The organism is Pimelobacter simplex (assembly GCF_024662235.1).
GTDB lineage: Bacteria > Actinomycetota > Actinomycetes > Propionibacteriales > Nocardioidaceae > Nocardioides.
On the sequence record NZ_CP096276.1, the window covers coordinates 3071993 to 3095961 of the forward strand.

Genomic DNA, 23969 nt, shown 5'->3' on the forward strand with positions numbered 1-23969 from the left:
GCTGCATGATCGATCTCGACGCCCTGGTCGGCCTGCGGGCCGTCGCGACCCACGGCTCGGTGGTCGCCGCGGCGGCCGCGACGGGCTTCACGCCCAGCGCGATCTCGCAGCAGGTCAAGCGCCTGGAACGGCAGACCGGCGTCCCGCTGCTGGAGCGGGTGGGCCGCGGCGTCATGCTGACCAGCCACGGCCGGCACCTCGTGGACGCCGGCGAGCAGGTGCTCGCCGACCTGGAGCAGCTCGAGTCCCGGCTCCAGCAGCGCGCGGGCGTGGTCGCGGGACGGGTCCGGCTCGCCGCCTTCTCGACCGCGATGCGCGGCCTGGTCGCCACGATCGCCCGCGACCTGCGCGACGCCCACCCCGACCTCACGCTCACCCTGCGCGAGGGCGAGCCGTGGGACGTCGTCGACCTCGTCGCCAGCGGTCAGGTCGAGCTCGGCATCGTGCACCGGTGGGGCGGCGTCCCGCTCGCCGTGCCCGACCACGTCGTGGCCACCCGCCTCGCCGACGACCTGGCCGAGCTCATCGTCCACCGCGACGACCCGCTCGCCGCGCGCTCCCGGGTCACCCCGCACGACCTGGTCGACGTCGACTGGATCGCCACGCCCGAGGGCACGATCTGCCGCCAGTGGCTCTCCCGCATGTACGACGGCACGGGCCGCCCGCCGCGCATCGCCCACATCTCCGCCGAGTTCGACTCCCACCTGGCGCTGGTCCGCGCCGGCCTCGGCGTCGCGCTCGTGCCCCGCATGGGGCGGGCTCCGCTCGGGGACGACCTGGTCGCCGTACCGGTCGCGGAGCCGGAGCCGATCCGCCTCGTGGACGCCCTGCACCGCCGGACGATGGCCGAATCGCCGGCGGTGCAGGCCGTGCTCACTGCCTTCAGCAGGATCAGCGGCTGAGGCTCACTCCTCGCGCAGCCGGCGGTTGACCACCAGCAGCCAGGCACCGAGCAGCAGCATGACGCCGGCGAGCAGCGAGAGCTGCACCGCGTACGTCGGGGCGCCGGTGTTGGGCAGCCCGCCACCGGAGACGTGCCCGCCCTTCTCCTCGTCGATGCCGCCGACCTCGCCGGGCTTGTCCGGCTTGCGCTCGTTGGTGACGTCGATGGTGAGCGTGGTGCCGGCGTTCTCGGTGGTCACCTCGACCGCGTGCTCGGCGTCCTTCGGCAGCACGTAGCCGGTGGGCGCGGCCACCTCGACCGCGACGTAGGCGCCGTGGAGCAGCTCGCTCCAGCGGATCGTGCCCTGGGCACCGGTGGTCCGGGGACCACCGACCTTCGGCTCGCCGTCGTCGACCGCGCCGTTGCCGTCGGTGTCGGCGTAGAGCTGGAAGACCGCGCCGGCCAGCGTCTTGCCGTCCTTGGCGTCGGTCTTGACCAGGTCGAGCGCCGAGCGCAGCTGCGGGTCGGCCACCGGGACGGGCGTGAACGTCGAGCCCGCGTTGGCGGCGCTCACCACGACCGGGTCCGAGACCGGGTTCGCCGGCAGCTCGTAGCCCTGCGGCGCCTTGGTCTCGACCCAGAAGTAGGTGCCGAAGCCCACCGGGTCGACCGTGCACGGGTCGGTGCCGGCCGTGGTGCACTCGGCGACCTTGACGTCGTTCGCGCGGTCGAAGGTCCCGCTGCGGTCGGCGTCGCGCCAGAGCTCGAAGGTCGCGCCCGCCACCACGGCGCCGGTCTCGGCGTCGTGCTTGAGGACGGACAGCTCGCTCTTCTTCTGCGGGTCGCCGATCACGGTCACCGGGAACGTGGTGCCGGCGTTCTGCGCGGTCACCACGATCGGCCCGGACTGGGCGTCCACCGGCAGCTCGTAGCCCTGCGGGGCCGCGGTCTCGAGCCAGTAGTACGTGCCGTGCGCGAGGCCCTCGATCGTGCAGGGCTCACCGCCCGACGTCGTGCACTCGCTGACCTTGGTGTCCGAGCCGGGCTGCAGGCCGGGCGTCCCGTTGGTCTCGCTGAACAGCGCGAACGTGGCGCCGTCGACGGTCTCCTTGGTCTCGCCGTCCTGCTTGAGCACGGAGAGCGCGCTGGTCGTCTGCGGGTCGCGCATCGTCGTCACCGCGAAGTCCTCGCCCGCGTTCTGCGGGGTGATCTCGATCGGGTCGGAGTCACGGTCGGCCGGCAGCTCGTAGCCGACCGGCGGCGTCCGCTCGTGCCAGTAGTAGGTGCCGAACTCCAGCTCGCCGATGGTGCAGCGACCGCCCTGGGTGGTGCAGGAGCCGTACGTCGACTCGCTCCCGTCGGCCGCGACCTTGCGCAGGTCGAAGACCGCGCCGTCGAGCTCGGCACCGGTGACGGCGTCCTTCTTCTCGATGGTCAGCGCGGAGACCACCTGCGGGTCGGAGAGCCCGGACTGGATGATCGGGCCGCCGGCGTTGACCGCGTTGACCTCGATGATGCCGACGATCGGGTAGCCCGGGATCGTGTAGCCCTCGGGCGCCGCGGTCTCCAGCCACCAGTACTGACCGAACGGCAGGTCGTCGACCGTGCAGGTGCCGTCGGCACCGCTCACGCACGTCTCGACGAGGGTGTCGCCGCCGGGCTGCGCCGTCTGCAGGCCGTTCTGGTCGTTGCTCTCGCGGTAGAGCGCGAACGTGGCGCCAGGCAGGGTCTTGCCGGTGATGGCGTCGTACTTCGTGATGGTCAGCTCGCTGCGCTTCTGCGGGTCGCCGATCACGGTGACCGGAGCCTGGCCGCCGGCGTTGGCGGCGTCGATCACGATCGGGTCGGACACGGCGTCCGGCGGAAGCTGGTAGCCCTGCGGGGCCTGCGTCTCCTGCCAGTAGTACGTGCCGAAGTCGAGGCCGCCGACGGTGCACGGGTCGGTGCCCGTCGTCGTGCACGGCACGCCGACCTTGGTGTCACCGGCGGGCTGGAGACCGGCCTGGCCGTTGGTCTCGCGCCAGAGCTGGAACTGCGCGCCGGGGACGATCTTGTCGGTCACCGTGCCGTCGGGACGGGACTCGTGCTTGATCACCGACAGGCTCGACTTCTTGCGGGTGTCGGTGAAGGCCGGCACCGTGACCGGCGTCGTGTCGTCCGCGCTCACCGTGAAGGCGACCGGGTTCGGGTCGTCGATCTCGTAGCCCTGGGGTGCCTGGGTCTCGGTGACCGTCCAGGTGCCGGGGATCAGGCCGCGCACCTCGACCCGGCCCGCGGTCGGGTCGACGTCGGGGGCCTGGTTGTCGGTGACGACGATCGCCGGGGCGGCACCGCCGGAGCCCGAGGTCTTGTCGAAGCGGAAGGTCGCACCGCCCAGGAGCGCGTTGCCGTCGGCATCACGCTTCTCGACGATCGCGCCGCCCTGGGCGTTGGTGAAGGTGCAGTGCACGTCGCCGCCGACGGCGCCGACGTCGAAGCGGGCGTTGTCCTTGTCGATCCGCACGCCGCTGGTGTCACCGGTGCAGGCGAGGTCGGTCAGCGCCCAGCCGGCGCTGGCGCGCTCGGTGAAGCTCGCGTCACCGGCGATCTCGTAGGTCTTGGTGTCGCGGTCGCCCAGCGTCGAGGTCGCGGGCAGGTTGCCGTCGATCGTCGGGCCGGTCTGGTCGAAGGTGAACCGGTCGCTCGCGCCCTGCGGACGGGTCCGCTTCTCGATGGTGACCTGGCGGACCGGGTCGAGGGTGCCGTAGACGCAGCCGGTGGTCTTGGCCCGCTCCTTGGTCACGAAGGCGTCGGTGCTGTTGGCCGGCGGGCTCGCCGGGCACTGCTCGCCGCCCGCCTTGGCGATCGAGCTGATCGTGAGGCGGTAGTGCTGGCCCGAGGAGTCGACCACCGAGCGCGAGCCGCTGGGGTCGGTGAAGCTGAGCCGGTCGTCGCACTTGACGCCGTCGGTCGCGCCGTAGGGACAGTCGCCGGAGTTCGCGGTCTCCTCGAGCAGCCAGGGGTAGGCGACCGTCGGGTTGCCCTGGAAGTCACCCAGGCGCAGCGTCAGCGTGCCGCCGATGTACGCCGAGCTCGTGCCCGCCGGATAGGTCAGGCCCTGGATCGGGTTGTTGTAGTGGATGATCGAGGCCAGCAGGAACGGCTGACCCGCGGTCACGCTGCCCGGCGCGCTGGCGTCGAAGCCGACGCCGCTCTGGCGGCCGAGGTCGAGCGAGCCCGGGCAGCTCTCCCCCGAGGGCCGGCCGTAGGCCACGTTCACCTCGCCCGCGGACGCCGTACCGGCGGCGGGGTTGTAGTTGATGCAGTCCGCGACCGTCCCGTCGACACCACCGACGCCGGAGACGGCGCCCGTGATGTTCGTCAGGGGCACCGCGGCCTGCGCCGGCGCGGCCATGGTGCCGGGCACCACGACTCCCGCCGCTGCGACCGCGAGCGCCGCGATCCAGCGCACCCCGCTCCCCCGAGTCCTTGCGTGCGTGTTCTTCCTGTGTGCGCGCATGACGGCGCGACCCATTGCCACCTGTCGGCTCCCTCGCCTGTTGTCCCTCATCAGCAGGGTGCGCTCCCCCCAGGTGCGCACCCTGTCCCGAGGGACAGACACCCCGGGACCTTGGTCCTTACGGGATGGCCGGGAAGTTTTTACCGACGCGGGTCGGTGGCGAGCGCCTCGCGCGCCAGGTACGTCGCCCCGGCCACCGCCGCGGGCATGACGAGGATGCCGCCGCCGGGCACCAGGAAGCAGGCCTGCACGCAGACCCCGAAGCCGAGCATCGCGCCGCGGTGCGGGCGCAGGAGCGCAGCCTGCGCGGCGCGGTCCATGCCGCGCGCCTCGAGGGCGCGCGAGACCAGCTCGCCGGCGAGCAGCCGGCCCGCGACGACGAGACCGAGCACCGCACCGACCACGGAGCCCACCACCGGCAGCAGGCCGATCACGAAGACCCCCACCGCCGTCACGATGCCGAGCCCCACGAGCACCAGGCCGTCGATCGCGCCGCGCACCCAGCCGACGCCCCGCTCGGGGACGTCACCGCCGAGCGAGAGCTCGACCTCCTTCCAGATCTTCTCGTAGAAGGGATCGCCCACCGCGAGCGTGAGCCCGGTGAAGGTGACGATCGCGAGCATGCCCGCGCCGACGAGCACGAGGAGGTAGAGCGCGCCCCGGAACAGCCCGCGCGGGGCGTCCCCCCACCCGTCGGCGAACGGGGTCGCCCAGTCGATCAGGTCGTCGGCGACGAAGACCAGCGTCACCAGCGCCGCACCGACCAGGACGGCGACGATGAGCGCCGGCACGATGCCGAGCAGCATCAGGCGCGGCCGCTCCCGCCACATCCGCAGTCCGCGGAGGAGGAAGCCGACGCCGCGCCCGAAACCCATGGCCGTGCTCGCGCTCGTGCTGTCGCCGCTCGGCTCAGAAGAGCGCCGAGGCGAGGGCCTGGCGCCCCTTGAGCACCCGCGGGTCGTCGTTGCCGACCGCGCCGAAGAGCCCGATCAGGTGCTCGCGCACCCGGTCGCGGTCCTTGCCCGCCGTCCGCCGGATCAGCTCGACGAGGCGCGCGAACGCGTCCTCGACGTGACCGCCGAGCATGTCGAGGTCGGCGACCATCGTCTGCGCGTCGATGTCGTCGGGGCTCGCCGCCGCGGCCGCCCGGGCCGCGTTGAGGTCGACGCCCTGGGTGCGCTGGAGGACCTTGGCCATCGAGAGCCCGGCCGCCGCCTCGTGGTCGGCGGGGTTGGCGTCGGCGAGCTTCTGGTACTCCGCGACCGCCGCGTCGATGTCCCCGGCGGCCAGCGCCTCCTGGGCCGGCGCGTAGCGCGGGTCGAGCTCGGGCTCGCCGTCCTCGCCCTCGGCGCCACCGGCACCGGCCCCCGCACCGCCGAAGGCGTTGGGCTGGTGCCGTCCGGCGATGCCCTGGGCGGTGAGCTGCTGGGCGAGCTGGTTGAACAGCGCCCGGATGTCGTCGATCGGCGCCGCTCCCGGGATGGGCTGGGTGGCCGGGCGACCGTCGAGGATCACCAGCATCAACGGCACCTGCGGGATCTGCATCGCCTGCGCGATCTGGGGCGAGGCGTCCACGTCGATGGAGGCGGCGAGGAACCGGCCGTCGTACTCGTCGGCGACGGTGGCGACGTCGCGCGCCATCTCGGTGCTCTCGGGCGACTGGGTCGGCGAGTGGAAGACCAGCACCACGGGCGCGGTCATCGAGGCCTCGAGGACCGTCTGGAAGTTCGCCTCGTCCACCGTGACCGAGTACGCCGTACCGCCTCCGGAGGCCGCGGGGGCGCTTCCGGCGGGCGCGCCGCCGGCGGGGGCGGCGGGCCGCTGCTGCTTCAGTGCGGACAGGTCGATCGCACCGGGGCGGGAGAACGGCTGCTGCGTCATGGCGGCAATCCTACGGATCCGGCACCGGCACCCACGACAAGGCCACGGCGGGAACGCCGGACCAGACGCCGGACCAGGAGGTGGAGGGAGCGAGGAACGAGCGACCGGAGCCGACGCGGCCGGGGTTGCCGGCGTGCCGGGCGCCTCGACGACGCGCTCGGCCGGTCCGGGCTAGTTGGGCACGCGGGGCCCGCGCAGACCCGCTCGCTGGACCACCCGCTGGATGGCGAGGTCGCGGTCGTCGGGCCGCCCGACGTACCGGATGTCGCGCAGCCCCTGCTCCTGGGCGGCGGACTCGAAGCAGAAGTGCCCGAAGCCGAGCATCCGGCCGTGGAGCGGCTTCTTGACCGAGATGTCGAGGATCCGGCTCAGGGGCATGGTGGCCAGGCTCTGGGAGAGCACCCCGTGGACCCGGAAGACGCGCATGTTGGTGATCACGAAGCGGTCGCGCAGGACGGCGAGCCAGCCCCAGCCGGCGTGGAGCATGAGTCCGGCCGCGACGATGATGAGGAACCAGGCGACCTGGACCGAGACGAACCAGCTGCAGACCAGCAGCACGAGCGAGAGCGCCAGCTCGAGCGCGGGGCGGGTGTAGGCGAACCAGTGGTGGACCACCTCGTCGACGACGACCTCGCCCTCCTCGCGGAGCAGGTGCTTGCCGATCTTGGGATCGCCGAGCCAGCCCAGCAGGTCGGAGACGAACGCCATGGCAGGCGTCCCGTCAGTCCATCGCGCCGACGAAGTCGATGACGCCCTTGAAGGCCTGCGTGGCGAGGTCCCAGCCGCCGCCGGCGGCTTCCTTCGACGTGGTCGCCAGGCCCGAGGGGTCGGTGAACATCCAGAAGCCGAGGAACACGATCACGACGACACCGATGAGCTTCTTGGCGTCCATGTGCGGGTGTCTCCATCCTGGGTACGAGCGTGCCGAGGCGGCACAGGTCGACACATTCGTACCAAAGACCCCACCGGTCACACGGGAGGCGCGCCCGGGGGCGTCAGGCGCAGGCGTGGGTGAGGCCGTTGGCCGGCGTCGCGGCCGGGGCCTGCCCGCCGCGGAGCCAGGCGTCGAAGAAGCCGCTCAGGTCCGCGCCGTGGACCTGGGTGGCGAGCGCCTCGAACTGCTCGACGGTGGCGTTGCCGCCGCGGTGGTCGCGGACCCAGGTCCGCAGCAGGGTGGTGAGCTGGGCCGGGCCGATCACGTTGCGCAGGGCGGCGATGACCATGGCGCCGCGGTCGTAGACGGCGTCGTCGAAGACCCGGGCCGCGCCCGGGTTCGAGATGTCGAGGCGCCAGAACGAGCCGGTGCTGTCGCAGGTGGCGTCCCAGCGGTCGTCGAGCCAGGAGGCGACGCTCGGGCCGCCGTGCGCGGCGGCGTACTCGACCTCGAGGTACGACGCGAAGCCCTCGTTGAGCCAGATGTCGCGCCAGCGCCGCACCGCCACGCTGTCGCCGAACCACTGGTGGGCGAGCTCGTGGACCATCACGCTCGGGTAGATCCACGAGCCGTAGGTCGGGCGGGTCTGGTTCTCCAGCGCGAAGCCCACGTCGAGCCCGGTGACCAGACCGCCGGTCGAGCCGAAGGGGTAGGTGCCGAGGCGGCGCTGGAGCCAGTCGGTCATCCCCGCCGTACGCCGCAGCATCCGCACCGACTGCGCGCGCAGGGCGGCCGGGAGCTGCTTCGAGACCGCGTTGTAGAACGGGATGCCCGCCGCCGAGCGGCCCTTCTCGACCACGAAGTCACCGGCCGCGAAGAACGCCAGGTAGGTCGCCATCGGGTCCGTCATCCGCCAGTGGGTCGTCGCCCGGGCGCCGGAGACCTTGCGCGCCACCCGGCGGCCGTTGCTGATGACCTGCTTGCCGCGCGGCGCGGTCACCCGGATGTCGAAGGTCGCCTTGTCGGAGGGGTGGTCGTTGGACGGGAACCACCACGGCGCCATGTGCGGCTGGTTCATCGCGACGACCTCGCGCCGGTCGGCCAGCCAGTTGCGCTCACCGGCGTAGCCGACGGCGCCGGGGCGCCCGGCGTAGGTCACCACGACCTGGAACCGGCTGCCCTGGGCGATCGGGCGCTTCGGGACGATGCGCAGCTCGTGCTTGCTCGGCTTGCGGAAGCGCGCCGGCCGCCCGTCGACCGTGACCGCGGTGACCGGCAGCAGCAGGTCGAGCGAGAAGGACTTGAGGTCGGCGGTCGCGACCATCGTCGCGGCCGTGCGCCCGGTCAGCCGGCCCGAGGCGAAGTCGTAGGCGACCCGGACGTCGTAGTGGCGCGCGTCGGTGCCGCCGTTGCCGTCGAGCGGCCAGTACGGGTCGCCGCCGCGGTCGGAGCCGGCGCTCGGCGTACCGGCCGCGGCAGACCCGGCAGACCCGGCGGGCCCGGCAGGCTCGGCCTGGGCCGCGGGCACCGCCGCGAGGCCGGGCAGGCAGAGGACGAGCAGGAGCACCAGCAGGATCCGATTGCGCACCGACTCAACCTATGTCGCCGGAAAATCGGTTGCCACCCGATTCTCCGATCCGGCACGCTGGGCCGGTTCCGTCCGCGACCACCGCGGACCCCCTCGAGAGGAGCGTGACATGTCGATCGCTGTCGTCGGCCTGCCCTCAGTCCGCAACCTCCTCTCGACCTCAAGGAACCACCGTGTCCCAGGAGCACTCCTCCACCCCTGATCTCAGCGCAGATCTCAGCGCAGATCTCTCGGACCTCGACGCCCGCTTCGTCTTCGACTACCAGGCGTACGACGACCTGGCCACCGGCCAGCGCTGGTCCACCTGGCTCTCCGTCGAGCCGCTCTCCCGCGGCCCCGAGCCCCGCCCCGACTGGGTCGTCACGTCCCAGGGCGCGATCGACACCGAGCTCGGCATCCTCAAGACCGGCAAGGAAGCCGACGTCTTCCTGCTCGACCGCAGCGACCCGCACGACCCCGCGCAGTCGGTGGTGATGGCGGCCAAGCGCTACCGCTCGACCGAGCACCGCACGTTCCACCGCTCGGCGACCTACACCGAGGGCCGCAGCATGCGCCGCTCCCGCGACGAGCGGGCACTCAAGCGCAAGAGCACCTTCGGGCGCGAGGTCGCCGCCGGCGAGTGGGCGGTCTCGGAGTGGACGGCGCTCAACCGCTGCTGGTCGCTCGGCCTGCCGGTCCCCTATCCGGTCCAGGTCGACGGCACCGAGATCCTCATGGAGTGGATCGCCGGCGCCGACGGCGAGACCGCGCCGCGGCTCGCCCAGACCCGGCCGGAGCCGGCCCTGCTCGCGTCGTACTACGAGCAGCTGCGCGAGGCGATGCTGACGCTCGTGCAGTCCGGGCTGGTCCACGGCGACCTGTCGCCGTACAACATCCTGGCGGCGGACGAGCGGCTCGTGATCATCGACCTGCCCCAGCTCGTCGACCTGGTCGGCAACGCCCAGGGCTTCGACTTCCTGCTGCGCGACTGCACCAACATCTGCACGTGGTTCGCGCGACGGGGGCTGGAGGTCGATCCGCAGGAGCTGTTCGGCGAGCTGATGGCGCACGCGTTCTAGGGGCGCGGGTCAGAACGCCGCTCCGGCCAGGGCGCCGACGCCGCTGAGCAGGACGAGCGCGATCGTCAGCAGGTCGAACCGCCGGGCGTCCAGGCGCCCGGCCAGGGCCAGACCGACGGCGTTGCCGACGAGCCCGGCGAGGAGCCAGCCCGCGGTCGTCGCGGTGACCGGCAGCACGAACGCGCTGCTGGTCACCGCGAGCGCGGCCAGCGTGAGGCAGTTGCCCACCGCGAAGAACACGCTCAGGTCGGCGAGCCGAGTCCGGACCGTCGCGCCGCTGCGGGCCAGCAGCACCGCGGGCGGGATGCCGTTGAGGCTCGTCGTGATCCCCATCAGGCCGCTGCAGGCGCCGGTGAGCGCGGTGGCAGGCGCGGAGACGCCCGGGTGGTCCGCGGGCACCTCGCGGGCGGCGAGGAGGTAGAGCCCGCTCGCCAGCACGAGGACGCCGGCCGCCACCTCCAGCGCGTGCTGCGGCACCACCCGCGTGGTGACCACGCCCAGCGCGATGCCGGGGACCGAGCCCGCGACCAGCACCGCCGTCCGCCGTACGTCGACGTCGGCGCGCAGCGCCACCACCGAGGGCAGCCGGGTCACGATCGCCAGCACCAGGTTGAGCGCCACCGCCTCCGGCAGCGGTACGCCGAGCAGGAGCAGCACCGGGAGGAAGAGCAACGAGCTGGCGAACCCGACGAGGCCGCCCACGGCGTACGCGAGGAAGGCGCCGGCCGCGCCGACGACGAGCGTCACCATGCGGCGGACGCTAGGGGCGCCCGACCGGCCGTCCTGGCGTGCTTCCCGGTGAGCGGGATCGCTCGACGAGGCTCCGCGCCCGGCGCTCCTAGCGTGACGCGCAACACACCTCCGGACGCCGGCTCTCGGCGCTCCGGACGAACCCTCTGGAGGATCTGTGAGGAACCGCATCACGACACGGAGCCGGGTCGCCGTCGCTCTCCTGGCGACCACGCTGCTGGCCGCCGGATGCGCCGGCTCGGGCGGCTCGGACGGCGAGAGCGACTCGTCGTCGAAGAGCAAGGAGGAGATCTATGCGGCCGGCGTGGTCGGCGACCAGAAGGACGCGGGCGACCCGGTCGACGGCGGCACGCTGACGCTCGCCGACTACTCCGAGGCTCGCAGCCTCGACCCCACCAAGACCATTCCGAACGGCGCGTCTGGCGGCAACGCCCTCGCTGCCGTCTACGACGTCCTGATGCGCTACGACCAGCCGACGAACAAGTTCGAACCCTGGCTCGCGAAGTCGCTCACCAGCGACGACAACATCACGTGGACCCTGACCCTTCGCGACGGCGTGACGTTCTCGGACGGCACCCCGCTCGACGCCAACGCGGTCGTGGGCAGCCTCGGCTACTACATGCAGAACGCCGGTTTCAACACGCTCCTCCTGGCCACCAACATCAAGTCGATGAAGCCCGAAGGCACCGGAACCGTGGTGTTCACGCTCAACCAGCCGTGGATCACGTTCCCGAACATGCTGGCCAGCGGCCCGGGCATGATCATGGCGCCCGCGGCCTACCAGGGTGGTCCCGACAAGTTCCGGCCCATCGGCGCGGGCCCCTTCGTGCTGAAGGACTACCAGCCGGCCGAGGAGCTCGTGCTCGACGCGAACGCCCAGTACTGGGGCGGCAAGCCGCATCTGGAGTCGGTGCGCTTCGTCTGGCTCGGCAGTGACGACGACCGGCTCAAGTCGCTCGCCGACGGCTCGGTCGACCTCACCAGCATCCGCGCGCCGCAGACGCTGGAGAAGGCCCGCAAGGACGGCTTCGCCGGCATCATGGCGCCCAGCGGCCTCGGCAGCCTCTACTGGCTGAACAACCGCGAGGGGCGCGCGGCGTCCGACGTACGAGTGCGCCAGGCGATCAACTACGCCATCGATCCCCAGGTGCTCACCGACCGGGTCAGCGGCGGGGCGGGGCTGCCCGGCCGCAACATCTACTCACCGAGCGCGCCCTACTTCGCCGACGTGAAGACCGCGGACTACGACCCCGAGAAGGCCAAGGAGCTCCTGAAGGCCGCCAAGGCCGACGGCTACGACGGCACGCTGAACTACATCGGGCAGTCGGACCAGGCCTCTCAGACCCAGGCTGTGACCGTGCAGGCCATGCTCGAGGCCGTCGGATTCACCGTGAAGACCGACCTGCTCCGCAACATCGCCGACCAGATCCAGCGGATCTACGTCACACACGACTACGACCTCGCCGTCGCCGCGATGAGCATCCCTGACGAGGACCCGTACTCGCGCCTTGCCACGGGCCTCCAGAGCAAGTCGCCGCAGAACCCGTCGGGCTACGCCAACCCCGAGATGGACGTGCTGATCGCGCAGCTCCAGGGCGCTTCCGGCAGTGAGGCCACCGCCATCCTGAAGCAGATCAACGAGCTGTGGCAGGAGACGATCCCGGGCGTGGCGATCAGCTCCGGCGCGTTCTTCAACCCCTGGAACGACGACGTGCACGGTGTCGACGCCAGCTCCGAGGGCCTGCTGCTCCTGGGCAAGGCCTGGAAGAGCTGACTTCTCTGCGATCGTGAGCCCCGCACGCCCGGACGGCGTGCGGGGCCCGCGGCATGTCCGCTGCCTACCGCGTGACCGCAGCCAGTCCGGCGCCGACCTCGGGTGCACTCGGCGCGACAGGGCGGAGCAGCAGACTGGCCATCATGGCGAGCACTTCGTCGCACACGGCCGGCAGCTCCCCGAGGGCCGACGTCCCCAACCGCTCCTGCTCGGCCAGGATCCGCAACGATGCCTGCGCGGCCCATTCCATTCGCCGCGCGAAGAGCGCTCCCGACTGCTCGGGCACCAGGCCGCGCAGCTCACGGTAGGCGTCACCCATCAGCACCGGCTCGACGTGCGCCGCGCGCCAGAGGGCCAGCAACGAAGGCTCGTCCACGCAGCGCGACAAGAACCGCAGGTAGGACGACGTGCCCCCCGCACTCCGCAGCAGGCCGGCGAGAGGAAGCACGAAGTAGCCCAAGAGCTCCCGCGCCCGGCCCTCCTGGGTCGCAGGGTGAGCGATCCCGGCAGACATCAGGCGCGCGCGCAGCACCCCGACCTGCTCCGAGCGGGCTCCGATGATCGCCTGGACCAGGACTTCGCGAGAGCCGAAGTGGTACTGGGCCGCGGAGTTGTTGCGCTGCCCGGCCGCCTGGGACACCTCCCGGAGCGGGACCGCGAAGATTCCGCGCTCGGCGAGCAACCGCTCCGCGGCATCGATCAGCGCAGTGCGTGTGTCGGCCCGGCGTCCGATCGGTCCCGGTGGTTCGGAGTGCACGTTGACGAGGATAAGACATCTCTCTTAAATCGTTAAGACAGATCATTTAACACCCCGGAGGCACCATGTCCTTTCCCTCGCAGCAACAGGCGGCCGCCCGCGCGGCCTTCGGCCGTTTCAACCCCGACCAGGCGCTGCAGATCTTCGACCGCACGGTCGGCTCGGGCCACCCGTCCGGGGTCATCGAGGTGGCCCCACGGACCTGGTGGATCCAGCCCGGCATGGTCAACGTCTGTCTCTTCGAGACCGACGCCGGCCTGGTGCTCGTGGACGCGGGCTGTGCCGGCGATGGACCTGAGCTGCTGCGGGTCGTGCGCTCCCTGAGCGACCAGCCGCTGCGCGCGGTCGTCTACACCCATGGCCACTGTGACCATGCCTTCGGCCTGTGGGCCTTCCTTGAAGCCGGCGAGACGCCGGAGATCTACGCGCACCGCAACCTGCCGGCGCACTTCGACCGGTACCTCAAGACCGCGGGCCTCAATGCGCGGATCAACGGCCAGCGGGCAGGCGTCGACGGCACGCGTTGGCTGGAGGACCCGGCGACCGCGGCGTGGCCGACGCAGACCTACGACGACGTCCTCGAGATCGAGGTGGGCGGAGAGCAGTTCGTCCTCCACCACGGCATGGGCGAGACCGACGACGCCACGTGGGTCTGGGCTCCCGAGCGCCGGGTGATCGCCGCCGGCGACCTGGTGACCGGCTATCTCCCGAACGCGGGCAACCCCCGCAAGGTCCAGCGGTACGCCGAGGAGTGGGCAGACGCCGCCGACCAGATGGCGAACCTCGATCCGGTCGCGATCGTCACCGGGCACGGCGAGCCGGTCGTCGGCACCGACGCGATCCGCGACGAGCTGGGTGCCCTTGCCCGTTACCTGCGCGTCATCGTCGACCACGCACTGGCCGGGCTCAACGCGGGAGTACTGCCAGACCACATCGTCGAGTCCCTGGTCATTCCACTTGAGCTCCGCGACCATCCGCGGTTGCCCGCCCTCTACGACCAGCCCGAGTTCATCTGCCGCAACGTGATCCGCCGCTACAGCGGCTGGTGGGACGGCTATCCGTCCCACCTGCTGCCCGCGCCACAGGAGACGCAGGCTCGTGAGATCGCTCGGCTCGCCGGCGGCACCGCCGCACTCGTCGCCCGCGCGAACGAGCTCACGGCCACCGACCCCCGCCTCGCGGGTCACCTGGCCGAGTGGGCCTTCCTTGCCGACCGTGAGGACCCTGACGCCCAGGAGTGCTATCGCCGGGTGTTCGAGGACCGCGCCCTTCGCTCCCCCGGACTGATGGCACAGGTGAACCTGCGCGTCAGCGCCCGTTGGGTCGACGGCTCCTGAGCCGATCAGTGCCCGCGTCATCGCTCGGCGGTGGCGCGGGCACCGTCATCAGCGGTAGGCCGGGGCCAGCAGCGGCCACGGCCGTGCGGCCTCGACCTGCGTGGCGAGCGCGAGGAGCGTCCCCTCCGCGCCGAGGTCGCCGACGAAGTGCGCGCCGAGCGGCAGGCCGGCCGTGTCGAGCCCGCAGGGCAGCGACATCGCGGGCATCCCGGTGGCGTTGGCGACCGCGGTGAACGACGAGTAGTCGCCGCCGCGCTGCCACATGACGGCCGGGTCCGTGGTGTCGAGGACACCGAGCTCGGGGACCGGGAGCGGCAGCGTGGGGGTGAGCAGGAGGTCGAAGCGGTCGAACATCGTGCCGACCTGCCAGCCGACCGTCTGCACCGCGGCGAGCGCGTCGTACACGTCGACGGGCGTCATGGTGGCGCGGTAGTGGTCGTGGATCATCCGGGTGAACGGCTCGAGGTCGTCGTCGCGCAGGTCCCGGCCGAGCTCGGCCAGGCGGTGCTCGACGTCGGCGAGGAGCGAGACGCCCATCAGGGTGCCGAACCCGCTCATCAGCAGCTCGGCGTCGTACGCCGGCTCGACCTCCTCGACGACGTGCCCCAGGTCCTCGCAGAGCGCGGCCGTCGTACGGACGGCGTCGACGACCTCGGGTGAGACGACGCCCCCGTCGGCACGCCGGGTGACCAGACCGATCCGCAGCCGCAGCGGCGCGTGGGCCGCCTGGGCGACGAAGGGCGAGGACGGCGTGGGCGCCGCCAGGGCGTCCCCGTGCAACGGGCCCGACGACAGGTCGAGCAGGAGGGCGGAGTCCCGGACCGAGCGCGCCAGCGCGTGGTTGGCGGACAGGGGCGCGGCGAGCGTCCCCGCGACCGGGTACGTCGTCACCCGCCCCCGGCTCGGCTTGAGCCCGAAGAGCCCGCACGCCGAGGCCGGGATCCGGATCGAGCCGCCCCCGTCGTTGCCGTGGGCCACCGGCACCAGGCCGGCGGACACGGCCGCGGCCGCACCGCCCGAGGACCCACCCGGTGAGTGCGTGGTCGCCCACGGGTTGCGGGTGGGGCCGTGCAGGAGCGGCTCGGTACTGGCGTTCTTGCCGAGCTCGGGGCTGTTGGTGACGCCGAGCACGACCATGCCGGCCCGGCGGTAGCGCTGCACGAGCGCGCTGTCCTCGGTGGACACGTCGTCGGCCCACAGCCGGCTGCCCCGGGTCAGCGGCAGCCCGGCGACCTGCATGCCGAGGTCCTTCACCAGCGTCGGTACGCCGTGCAGCGGCCCCGCCGGCAGCCCGGCGTCCACCTCGGCGAGTGCCTGCTCGAAGCGTTCGGCCACGACGGCGTTGAGGACGCCGTCGTGCTCCTCGATCCGGGCGATGGCGTCCGTGACGACCTCGCGCGCGGACACCTCCCCCGAGCGGATGGCGGCGGCGGTGGCGATGGCGTCGTGCATCAGGACTCCTCGACGTGGTGGCAGGCGGTGAACTGGCCGGGCCGGACCTCGCGCAGCACCGGCTCCTCGGCCGCGCAGCGCTCGGTGGCGAGCGGGCAGCGGGTCCGGAACCGGCAGCCCGACGGCGGCGCCAGCGGCGAGGGCAGCTCGCCCACAAGCGCGGCAGCGGCAGCAGGGTCCGCGGCGTCCTCGGCGTCCTCGGCGCCGGAGGACTCGGGCACGGACGCGAGCAGCAGCCGGGTGTACGGGTGCAGCGCGGCCTCCAGGGACGCCGACGGGAGCACCTCGCAGGTCTTGCCGAGGTACATCACGAGCACCCGGTCGCTGATGTTCTTCACGACGGCGACGTCGTGGGCGATGAAGATCATGCTGAGCCGCAGCCGCTCGCGCGCCCGCTCCAGCAGGTTGAGGATCTGGGCCTGCACCGACACGTCCAGGCTCGACACGGGCTCGTCGCAGATGAGCACGTCGGGGTCGAGCGCGAGCGAGCGCGCGATGCAGACCCGCTGGCACTGGCCGCCGGACAGCTCGTGGGGCCGCCGGTCCCGCACGGTCGCCGGATCGAGCCCGACCGACGAGAGCAGCTCGTCGACGAACCGGTCCCGGTCCCGCTCGCCCCAGCCCCAGATCTCCAGGCCCTCGACGACGAGGTCCTTGACCCGGCGGCGCGGGTTGAGCGCGGAGACCGGGTCCTGGAGGACGAGCTGCATGCGGGCGCGGGCCGCGCGCATCCGGCGTGCGGGCAGCGCGGTCAGGTCGACGTCGCCCAGCCGCACCTCGCCGGACGTCGGCGGCGGCAGCTGCATCACGGCCCGCCCGGCGCTGGACTTGCCGCAGCCGGACTCGCCGAGGATCCCGAGCGTCTCGCCCGGCAGGAGGTCGAGGCTCAGCCCCGAGACGGCGTGGACGGTGCCGCGGCCCGCCGGGTACTCGACGACCAGGTCGTCGACGACGAGGGCCCGCTCGGCCTCGGGGCGCAGGTGCGCGGTGCCACTACCGGCCATGGGTGACCTCCAGGATCGGATGGTGGCAGGCTACGTCGCGCCCGCCCGGGACGCCGGTCACGACGGGCTGGTCGGCCCGGCACCGGTCGGAGGCGAACCCGCAGCGCGGCGCGAAGCGGCAGCCCTCCGGCGGGCGGCCCATGTCGGGCGGGTTGCCCTCGATGGTGCGCAGCACCGTGTGCGGGGCGTTCGAGAGCCGCGGGATCGAGGCCAGCAGCGCGTCGGTGTAGGGATGCCGCGGTGCGCCGAAGACCGGGCGGGTGGGGCCGGACTCGACCGTGCGGCCGGCGTACATGACCTGGACGCGGTCGGTCCGGCCGGCGACGGCGCCGAGGTCGTGGCTGACCAGCACCAGGGCCATGGTGCGCTCGGCGACGAGTGAGCCGAGCAGGTCGAGGATCTGCTTCTGCACGGTCACGTCGAGCGCGGTCGTCGGCTCGTCGGCGATGAGCAGCCGCGGGTCGCACGCGAGGGCGGTGGCGATGACGACGCGCTGGCGCATGCCGCCGGAGAGCTCGTGGGGGTACTGGCGCATCCGCCGGGCGGGCTCGGGGATCCCTACCTGGCGGAGCAGGTCGATGCCGCGCTCCGTCGCCTCCGCGCGCGAGCAGCGCAGGTGCCGGCGCAGCGTCTCGGTGAGATGGGTGCCGACCCGCTTGACCGGGTTGAGCGAGGTCATCGGGTCCTGGAACACCATCGCGACCTCCGGGCCCCAGAGCCGGCGGCGCTCGGCGGGCCTCAGGTCGTGCACCGAGCGGCCGTCGAGCAGCACGGATCCGGACACGGTGGTGGTCGCGCTGGAGCCGATCAGGCCCATCACGGTGCGTCCGAGCACGGACTTTCCGGAGCCGGACTCCCCCACCAGTCCGAGGGATTCTCCCGGCGCGAGCGAGAACGAGACGCCGTCCACCGCGTGCACGTCGCCGCGCGCGGTGTGGAAGACGGTACGGAGGTCGGTGACCTCCAGCAGGGGCGTGGTCACAGCTTGGCGCTCCTCGGGTCCCAGCGCTTCTGCGCCTTCTCCCCCAACAGGTTGAACGAGAACACGGTCAGGAACAAGCAGATCCCCGGCACCACCACGATGAACGGGTGCTCCTGCATCACGCCGCCCTGGCCCTCGGCGATCATGTTCCCCCAGGTGGGCTGCGGCTGCTCGATGCCGATGCCGAGGAACGACAGCGACGCCTCGGCGACCACGAGCACCGAGATCATCACCACCGACAGCGACAGCACCGGCAGGACCACGTTCGGCAGCACCTCGCGCAGCATCAGCCGCACCCGGCTGGCGCCGAGCGCCCGGGCGGCGAGCACGTACTCGCGCTGCGCGACGGTGATCGTGTTGGCCCGCGCCAGCCGCACCATGCTGGGGATCGTCAGCAGGGACAGGGCGAACGCGATGCTGCGCACGCTCGGGTCGAGCACGGTGCCGAGGGCGATGAGCAGGATCAGCGGCGGTACGGCGAGCAGCGCGTTGGACGCGATGCCGACGACCCGGTCGGTGGTGCCCCGCACGAAGCCCGAGACCAGTCCGACCAGGCCGCCGACCGTCGTACCGATGAGGACGGCGAGGAGGGCGATCACGATGGAGGTCCGGGCGCCGTAGACCGCGCGGGCGAGCACGTCGAGGCCGTAGTTGTTGGTGCCGAGCGGGTGCTCCGCACCGAGTCCGCCCGGCGAGGCGAAGACCGGCTGGGTCAGGCCGGCGACGGAGTCGTCGTGGTTGCCCAGAGGCAGCAGCGGCGCGAGCAGCGCCGCACCGAGGACGAGCGTCAGCCAGGTCATGCCCAGCCAGAAGACGAGATCGAGGCGTTTCCTAGACGTGCGCACGGCGGGTCCTCGGGTCGAGCAGCCCGTAGCTGCGGTCGATCAGGGTGTTGCTGGCGACGTAGACGAGGGCGATGACGAGCACCGCCCCCTGCACGACCGGGTAGTTGCCCTGGTTGGCGGCGTCGATGACGAGCTTGCCCATGCCGGGCAGCGCGAAGAGGTACTCGACGATCACGGTGCTCCCCACCAGGCGCCCGATGCTCAGCCCGAGCACGGTGACGAGCGAGAACGACGACGGGCGCAGCGCGTCGCTCACCATGATCCGCAGCGGCGACATGCCTCGTGCTCGCGCGGCGAGGATGAAGTCCTCGTGCAGCGTGGTGACCAGGTCGCCGCGCAGGATGCGGGTGAACATCGCCGCCTCCATCAGCGCGATCGTGAGCGCCGGCAGGAAGGCGTGGTGCAGGTTGCCGCCGATGCTGTCCCCCAGGCGCACCCACTCGTTGCGGGCGAAGAGGCCCAGCCCGTCGACCAGGAGGGCGATGAGCACGATCCCGATGAGGAACGACGGCATCGACAGCAGGCCGAAGGTCATCGCGCTGATCGCCCGGTCCGCCCGCCCGCCCTGGTGGTACGCCGACCACATCGCCAGCGGGACCGCGATGACGAGCGCCATCACGAGGCCGAGCACCGCGAGCTCCAGGCTCACCGGGAAGGCGGAGACGATGCGGTCCAGCACGCTGGTCTGCGGGGGCACCAGGGACGTGCCGAGGTCGCCGTGCAGGACGCCGCCCAGCCAGTCGCCGTACCGGGCGAGGAGGGGCTGGTCGAGCCCGAGCTCGTGGCGCATCGCGGCGTACTCCTGGGGCGTGCGGCCCTCGCCGAGCACCGCCACCGCGGGGTCACCGGGGACCAGCGAGAGCAGCAGGAAGACGCCGATGCTGACCAGGAACAGGACCGCGGCCAGCTCCAGGACGGAGAGGAGAAGTCGTCGAGCCACAGGAGGAACCTCGCACCCGTCTCAGCCGGCGCGGTGTGACGCGTCCCACTCACCGGAAGGCTCGGCGGGGGCGCCCGCGTAGCCCTCCGGCTTGCCCCAGCTCGCGCTGCGGGTGGTCCGGCGATCGACCAGCACGCAGCGGGTCCCGGTGTAGTTGGTGGGCATGCACTTGTTGCAGTGGATGCAGAGCGACGTGCGGTTCGCGTCGGCCTGCATCCGCTGGACGAGGTCGGGCTCGCGCAGCAGGGCGCGCGCCATCGCGACGAAGCCGAATCCCTCGGCCATCGCGGTGTCCATGACCGCGCGGCTGGTCACTCCCCCGAGCAGGATCATCGGCAGGTCCACCGCCGCGCGGACCTGCTTGGCGTCCTCCAGCAGGAAGCCGTCGGTGTAGGGATAGCTCTTGAGCAGCCGGTGGCCGATGAGCTTGACGCCGGCCTTGACCGGCTGCGGCATGACCCCGGCGAACTCGTCGAGGGGGACGTCGCCCTTGAACAGGTACATCGGGTTGAGCAGCGAGCTGCCGGCCGTCATCTCCAGCGCGTCGAGCGTGCCGTCGGCCTCCAGCCACTGGGCGACCGGGATCGCCTCGTCGAGCCAGAAGCCGCCGGGGGCGCCGTCGTCCATGTTCATCTTGGCGACGATCGCGATCCGGTCACCGACGGCGTCGCGCACCGCCTGCATGATCTCGCGCGCCAGGCGGGCGCGGTTGCGCAGACCGCCGCCGTAGCCGTCGTCACGGTGGTTGAGCTTGGGGCTGAGGAAGGCGCTGGCCAGGTAGTTGTGGCCCAGGTGCACCTCGACGGCGTCGAACCCGGCCTCGACGGCGCGGATCGCGGCGCGGCCGTGGGCGGCGACGATCCGCTCCAGGTCGGCGACGGTGGCCTGCTGGGCCTTGTTCATCGCGATCACGTTGACCCGTGCGGACGGCGCCAGCGCGGGCGCGCGGTTGCCGCGGGACTCGGCGACCGGTCCCCCGTGCCCGATCTGCGCGCTGACCGCCGCACCCTCGGCGTGGACGGCGTCGGTGAGGGCGCGCAGGCCGGGCATGGCCTCGTCGGTCCAGAGCACCTGGTGCCGGTCGGTGCGGCCGTCCTTGTCGACGGCGAGGTAGGCGACCGTCGTCATGCCGACCCCGCCCCGGGCGTAGGCGACGTGGAAGTCGATGAGGTCCTGGGTGACCCGGCCGCGGTGGCTGAGCCCCTCGTACGTCGCCGCCTTGATCGTGCGGTTGCGCAGGGTGACCGGGCCGAGCCGGCCGGGGCTGAAGACGTCGGGGGCGCTCACAGGGCGACCGCCGTACGGACGACCTTGCCGGTGGCGTTGCGCGGCAGCGGGTCCACGCCGATCCGCCAGTGGGCCGGGACCTTGTAGTGCGCGAGCTCCTGCCGGGCGTGGGCCTCCAGCGTCGCCCGCAGCAACGCGGGATCGGCCTGCGGGTCAGCCGGTACGACGACCGCCGCGACCTCCTGCCCGAGGTCGTCGTGCGGGACGCCGAGCACGACGCACTCGCGGACCTCGGGGTGGTCGGTGAGCACCGCCTCGACCTCGGCGGGATAGACGTTCTCGCCGCCGCGGATGATCAGGTCGGTCCGCCGCGCGACGAGCCGGATCCGGCCCTTGTCGTCGAAGAGCCCGAGGTCGCCGGTGTGCAGCCAGCGCTCGTCGTCGATCGCGGCGGCGGTGGCCTCGGGGTTCTCCCAGTAGCCGAGCATGTTGTAGGCGCTGCGCACGCAGATCTCCCCCTCCTCGCCGGGCGGGAGCACGTTGCCCAGCGCGTCGCGGACCTCCATCTCGACCCCGACGATCGGGGTGCCGAGCGTGCCCGGCGCCTCGGCGAGGTCGAGCGGCGTCGCCAGCGCGACGGCCGTGCACGACTCGGTGAGGCCGTAGCTGTCGACCAGCGCGCCGGCGAACGGCAGGTGCGCGCGCAGCCGCTCCTTGAACGCGGTGCTCGACGGCGCCGAGGCGAGCGAGAAGGCGTAGAGCGACGAGGTGTCGTAGTCGCCGACCCCGTCGAACTCCAGCAGCCGGTTGGCCATCGTCGGCACCGCACCCCAGTGGGTGACGTGCGCGTCCTGCACGAGCTGCAGCACCCGGGCCGGGTCGAAGGCGCCGAGGTGCAGCGCGACGGTGCTCCCGTTGGCGAGGCGCGGCACGGCCAGGTTGTGCAGGCTGCCGACGTGGAAGAGGGGCATCGCCAGCAGGTAGACCTTGTCCTGCGGGGCCACCGGATCGCCGTACCGGGCGGCCATGGCGTCCATGCTGCGGTGGAAGCCGATCACCGAGCAGAGGTTGCGGTGGGTGTGGACGGCGCCCTTGGGGCGGCCCGACGTACCGGAGGTGAAGAGGATGACGGCCGGGTCGTCCTCGGCGACGTCGGCGCTCGGCAGTGCCGCGTCCGGGTACGCCGTGGCGAGGGCGTTGTCGACGTCCAGGACGGGGATGCCGGCGTCGGCGTCGGTGTCGAGGAGGGCGCGGCGCCGCTCGTCGGCGAGCACCAGCACGGGCCGGGTCAGCTCGAGCGCGTGCCGCAGCTCGCGCGGCGACCACCAGGCGTTGCAGCCGACGGCGATCGCGCCGATCGACACGGTCGCCCAGAAGGTCTCGATCCAGGCCTGCGAGTTGGCGGCCGCGATCGCGACCCGGTCTCCCTTGCGGACGCCGTGGTCGTGCCGCAGCGCGTGCGCCAGCGAGGACACCCGGCGGGCGTGCTCGGCGAAGGTCAGCCGCCCGTCGAGCGTCACGACGTAAGGCCGGTCGCCGTGCTCCAGCGACGCGGCGAGCACCTCGTGCAGCGCGCGGAAGCGGTCCGGGAACACCTGCACAGGGGCGCCCAGGACGGTCTCCACGCGCAGCTCGGTCACGGTCGTCCCCTCGGTCGTCGATGTCATGGCGGGGAGTATTCGGCCGGGCTCGGGCCGTCGGCTGCGAAGGCTCCCGGTGACCGGGATGCGGGCGCGCCGGGCGCGCGTCGTACCCCTGAGGGTGGCGCCATGAACGCACTGCAGGGGAAAGTCGCCATCGTCACCGGAGCCGGCCAGGGGGTCGGGCAGGGCATCGCGCTCGCCCTCGCCACCGAAGGCGTGTCGGTCGCCGTGGTCGGCCGGACCGTGGCCAAGCTCGAGGAGACCTGCGCCCTGCTGCGGTCCCGCGGCGTCCGGGCCGAGGCGTACGCCCTCGACCTGCTCGACACCGACGCCATCGCGCCGCTGGTCGACCGGATCGCCGGCGACTTCGGGCGCCTCGACATCCTCGTCAACAACGCCTACGACGGCGTGATGATGCCGCTGCTCGACATGAGCCAGAAGAACTTCACCAAGGGCTTCGTCACCGGCCCCTTCGCCGCCTTCGCCTTCATGAAGGCCGCGCACCCCCACCTCGTCGCCGCCGGCGGCGGCTCGATCGTCAACCTCGTCACCTCGGCGATGGTCCGCTGGGACCCCACCACCTACGGCGCCTACGCCGCCGCCAAGACCGCCCTGCGCTCACTGACCCGCACCGCTGCGGTCGAGTGGGCCCCCGACGGTATCCGGGTCAACAGCGTCGCCCCGCACGCCCTCTCTCCCGGCCTGAAGTGGTGGACCGAGACCCACCCGGAGGAGGCCGCCGAGTTCGTCGCCGCCATCCCGATGAAGCGCATCGGCGACCCCGAGGCGGACATCGGGCGTGCGGTCGTCGCGCTCGTCGGGCCGGACCTGGCCTACCTCACGGGCGCGACGGTGCCGCTGGACGGCGGGCAGGCGCACTTCTAGCAACCCCGGGTGACGGCCGGGCCGCACAGGGCCATCGACCACGCGACGTCCAGGGCATAGGGCCGGCCGTTGGCGGTGTACGCGACGGTGAAGTCGTCCAGCGCCGCACCCTCCGGTCCGGAGGTCAGCGCAATGACGAGCTCTTCGCGCGGCCTGTCGACATCAGGACGCCCTTCCGGGCATCGCGCAGCGATCTCCTGCCCCCGGTAGCCGACGAAGGTTCCGCCCCACTCGGGCTGGGTCTCCGGCGTGCCGCGGAGCATGCCGATGGGGTCGTAGTCCTTGCCCGCCGTCCGGTCCTCCCGGGCCGGGATCCTCCGGACGAACACCTCGACCTCGAGCGGCTCGGCCGACGACGTCCAGGTGACGTCCTCGAGCCGGGCCGTCTGGCCGCCCGTCGTACAGAGCAGGTAGAGGCCGAAGCTGCCCGACCACCGATCGTTGCCCCGGCGTGGCGGCGCCATGCCCCACGAGCCACCGCCGCCGTCCGTGCGGACCGATAGGATGCCCTTCCCGTCGGCGTGGTGCCGGACGGCGTCCCGGTGCTCCTGGCCCGACGTGCACGAGGCCAGCAGCACCAGACTTGCGAA

The 23969-nt window shown here is 72.4% G+C and carries 21 protein-coding genes; 5 read left to right on the forward strand and 16 right to left on the reverse strand.

What is annotated here, in order from left to right; genetic code table 11:
• Positions 1-5 precede the first annotated feature (5 nt).
• A complete protein-coding gene (locus tag M0M48_RS15105) occupies positions 6-902 on the forward strand; it encodes a LysR family transcriptional regulator (RefSeq protein WP_215816931.1) in 897 nt (298 codons plus the stop codon).
• Positions 903-905: 3 nt separating this feature from the next.
• Here M0M48_RS15105 and M0M48_RS15110 read toward each other — a convergent pair whose 3' ends face one another.
• The 6 genes from M0M48_RS15110 to M0M48_RS15135 all read right to left on the reverse strand — a co-directional run bounded on the left by M0M48_RS15110 (position 906) and on the right by M0M48_RS15135 (position 8725).
• Positions 906-4334 (reverse strand): SpaA isopeptide-forming pilin-related protein, encoded by a 3429-nt coding sequence (locus tag M0M48_RS15110; protein WP_257751777.1) that lies wholly within the window; start codon positions 4332-4334, stop codon positions 906-908.
• A gap of 188 nt (positions 4335-4522) precedes the next feature.
• Positions 4523-5257: an EI24 domain-containing protein gene (locus tag M0M48_RS15115; protein ID WP_257751778.1), complete on the reverse strand. Its 735-nt coding sequence runs from the start codon at positions 5255-5257 to the stop codon at positions 4523-4525.
• A 34-nt stretch (positions 5258-5291) separates the two neighbouring features.
• On the reverse strand, positions 5292-6263 hold the full coding sequence (locus tag M0M48_RS15120) for a co-chaperone YbbN (protein ID WP_257751779.1): 972 nt from the start codon (positions 6261-6263) through the stop codon (positions 5292-5294).
• 171 nt (positions 6264-6434) lie between these two features.
• Positions 6435-6971 carry a PH domain-containing protein gene (locus tag M0M48_RS15125; RefSeq protein ID WP_257751780.1) on the reverse strand — a complete coding sequence of 179 codons (537 nt, stop codon included), beginning with the start codon at positions 6969-6971 and terminating at the stop codon, positions 6435-6437.
• Positions 6972-6984: 13 nt separating this feature from the next.
• A complete protein-coding gene (locus M0M48_RS15130; RefSeq protein ID WP_215817160.1) occupies positions 6985-7155 on the reverse strand; it encodes a hypothetical protein in 171 nt (56 codons plus the stop codon).
• A gap of 103 nt (positions 7156-7258) precedes the next feature.
• Positions 7259-8725, reverse strand: coding sequence for a M1 family metallopeptidase (locus tag M0M48_RS15135; RefSeq protein WP_257751781.1), 1467 nt, complete (start codon positions 8723-8725; stop codon positions 7259-7261).
• A 173-nt stretch (positions 8726-8898) separates the two neighbouring features.
• Here M0M48_RS15135 and M0M48_RS15140 point away from each other — a divergent pair, with 173 nt between their 5' ends.
• Complete coding sequence (locus tag M0M48_RS15140) at positions 8899-9783, forward strand: RIO1 family regulatory kinase/ATPase domain-containing protein (protein WP_257751782.1); 885 nt, start codon at positions 8899-8901, stop codon at positions 9781-9783.
• Between the two features lie 9 nt (positions 9784-9792).
• On the opposite strand, the gene M0M48_RS15145 is transcribed toward M0M48_RS15140, so the two are convergent.
• Entirely contained in the window at positions 9793-10533 is a 741-nt protein-coding gene (locus M0M48_RS15145; RefSeq protein WP_257751783.1) for a sulfite exporter TauE/SafE family protein, read from the reverse strand.
• A 157-nt stretch (positions 10534-10690) separates the two neighbouring features.
• On the opposite strand from M0M48_RS15145, the gene M0M48_RS15150 reads away from it, so the two are divergent.
• Entirely contained in the window at positions 10691-12307 is a 1617-nt protein-coding gene (locus M0M48_RS15150; protein ID WP_257751784.1) for an ABC transporter substrate-binding protein, read from the forward strand.
• Between the two features lie 64 nt (positions 12308-12371).
• Here the strand turns inward: M0M48_RS15150 and M0M48_RS15155 are convergent, their stop codons facing one another.
• Positions 12372-13064, reverse strand: coding sequence for a TetR/AcrR family transcriptional regulator (locus M0M48_RS15155; RefSeq protein WP_257751785.1), 693 nt, complete (start codon positions 13062-13064; stop codon positions 12372-12374).
• Positions 13065-13129: 65 nt separating this feature from the next.
• Here M0M48_RS15155 and M0M48_RS15160 point away from each other — a divergent pair, with 65 nt between their 5' ends.
• Positions 13130-14401: an MBL fold metallo-hydrolase gene (locus tag M0M48_RS15160; protein ID WP_257751786.1), complete on the forward strand. Its 1272-nt coding sequence runs from the start codon at positions 13130-13132 to the stop codon at positions 14399-14401.
• Positions 14402-14449: 48 nt separating this feature from the next.
• On the opposite strand, the gene M0M48_RS15165 is transcribed toward M0M48_RS15160, so the two are convergent.
• The 7 genes from M0M48_RS15165 to M0M48_RS15195 are packed head-to-tail and all read right to left on the reverse strand — an operon-like array spanning position 14450 to position 22518.
• Positions 14450-15853 (reverse strand): amidase, encoded by a 1404-nt coding sequence (locus tag M0M48_RS15165; RefSeq protein WP_257751787.1) that lies wholly within the window; start codon positions 15851-15853, stop codon positions 14450-14452.
• A complete protein-coding gene (locus tag M0M48_RS15170; protein WP_257751788.1) occupies positions 15853-16857 on the reverse strand; it encodes an oligopeptide/dipeptide ABC transporter ATP-binding protein in 1005 nt (334 codons plus the stop codon). Before M0M48_RS15170 ends, M0M48_RS15165 begins: the two co-directional genes overlap by 1 nt.
• Entirely contained in the window at positions 16847-17839 is a 993-nt protein-coding gene (locus M0M48_RS15175) for an ABC transporter ATP-binding protein (protein WP_257751789.1), read from the reverse strand. Before M0M48_RS15175 ends, M0M48_RS15170 begins: the two co-directional genes overlap by 11 nt.
• Positions 17836-18639 (reverse strand): ABC transporter permease, encoded by an 804-nt coding sequence (locus M0M48_RS15180; RefSeq protein ID WP_215817169.1) that lies wholly within the window; start codon positions 18637-18639, stop codon positions 17836-17838. The genes M0M48_RS15175 and M0M48_RS15180 overlap by 4 nt, the downstream gene beginning before the upstream one ends.
• A gap of 31 nt (positions 18640-18670) precedes the next feature.
• A complete protein-coding gene (locus M0M48_RS15185) occupies positions 18671-19624 on the reverse strand; it encodes an ABC transporter permease (RefSeq protein WP_215817170.1) in 954 nt (317 codons plus the stop codon).
• 21 nt (positions 19625-19645) lie between these two features.
• A complete protein-coding gene (locus M0M48_RS15190) occupies positions 19646-20911 on the reverse strand; it encodes an NADH:flavin oxidoreductase (protein ID WP_257751790.1) in 1266 nt (421 codons plus the stop codon).
• Complete coding sequence (locus tag M0M48_RS15195; protein WP_257751791.1) at positions 20908-22518, reverse strand: class I adenylate-forming enzyme family protein; 1611 nt, start codon at positions 22516-22518, stop codon at positions 20908-20910. Before M0M48_RS15195 ends, M0M48_RS15190 begins: the two co-directional genes overlap by 4 nt.
• Before the next feature lie 102 nt (positions 22519-22620).
• On the opposite strand from M0M48_RS15195, the gene M0M48_RS15200 reads away from it, so the two are divergent.
• The gene (locus tag M0M48_RS15200; RefSeq protein ID WP_257751792.1) at positions 22621-23379 is read left to right on the forward strand and encodes an SDR family NAD(P)-dependent oxidoreductase; all 759 of its coding nucleotides are present in this window, start codon (positions 22621-22623) and stop codon (positions 23377-23379) included.
• On the opposite strand, the gene M0M48_RS15205 is transcribed toward M0M48_RS15200, so the two are convergent.
• Complete coding sequence (locus tag M0M48_RS15205) at positions 23376-23957, reverse strand: hypothetical protein (protein WP_257751793.1); 582 nt, start codon at positions 23955-23957, stop codon at positions 23376-23378. The genes M0M48_RS15200 and M0M48_RS15205 overlap by 4 nt on opposite strands.
• Between the last annotated feature and the right edge of the window lie 12 nt (positions 23958-23969).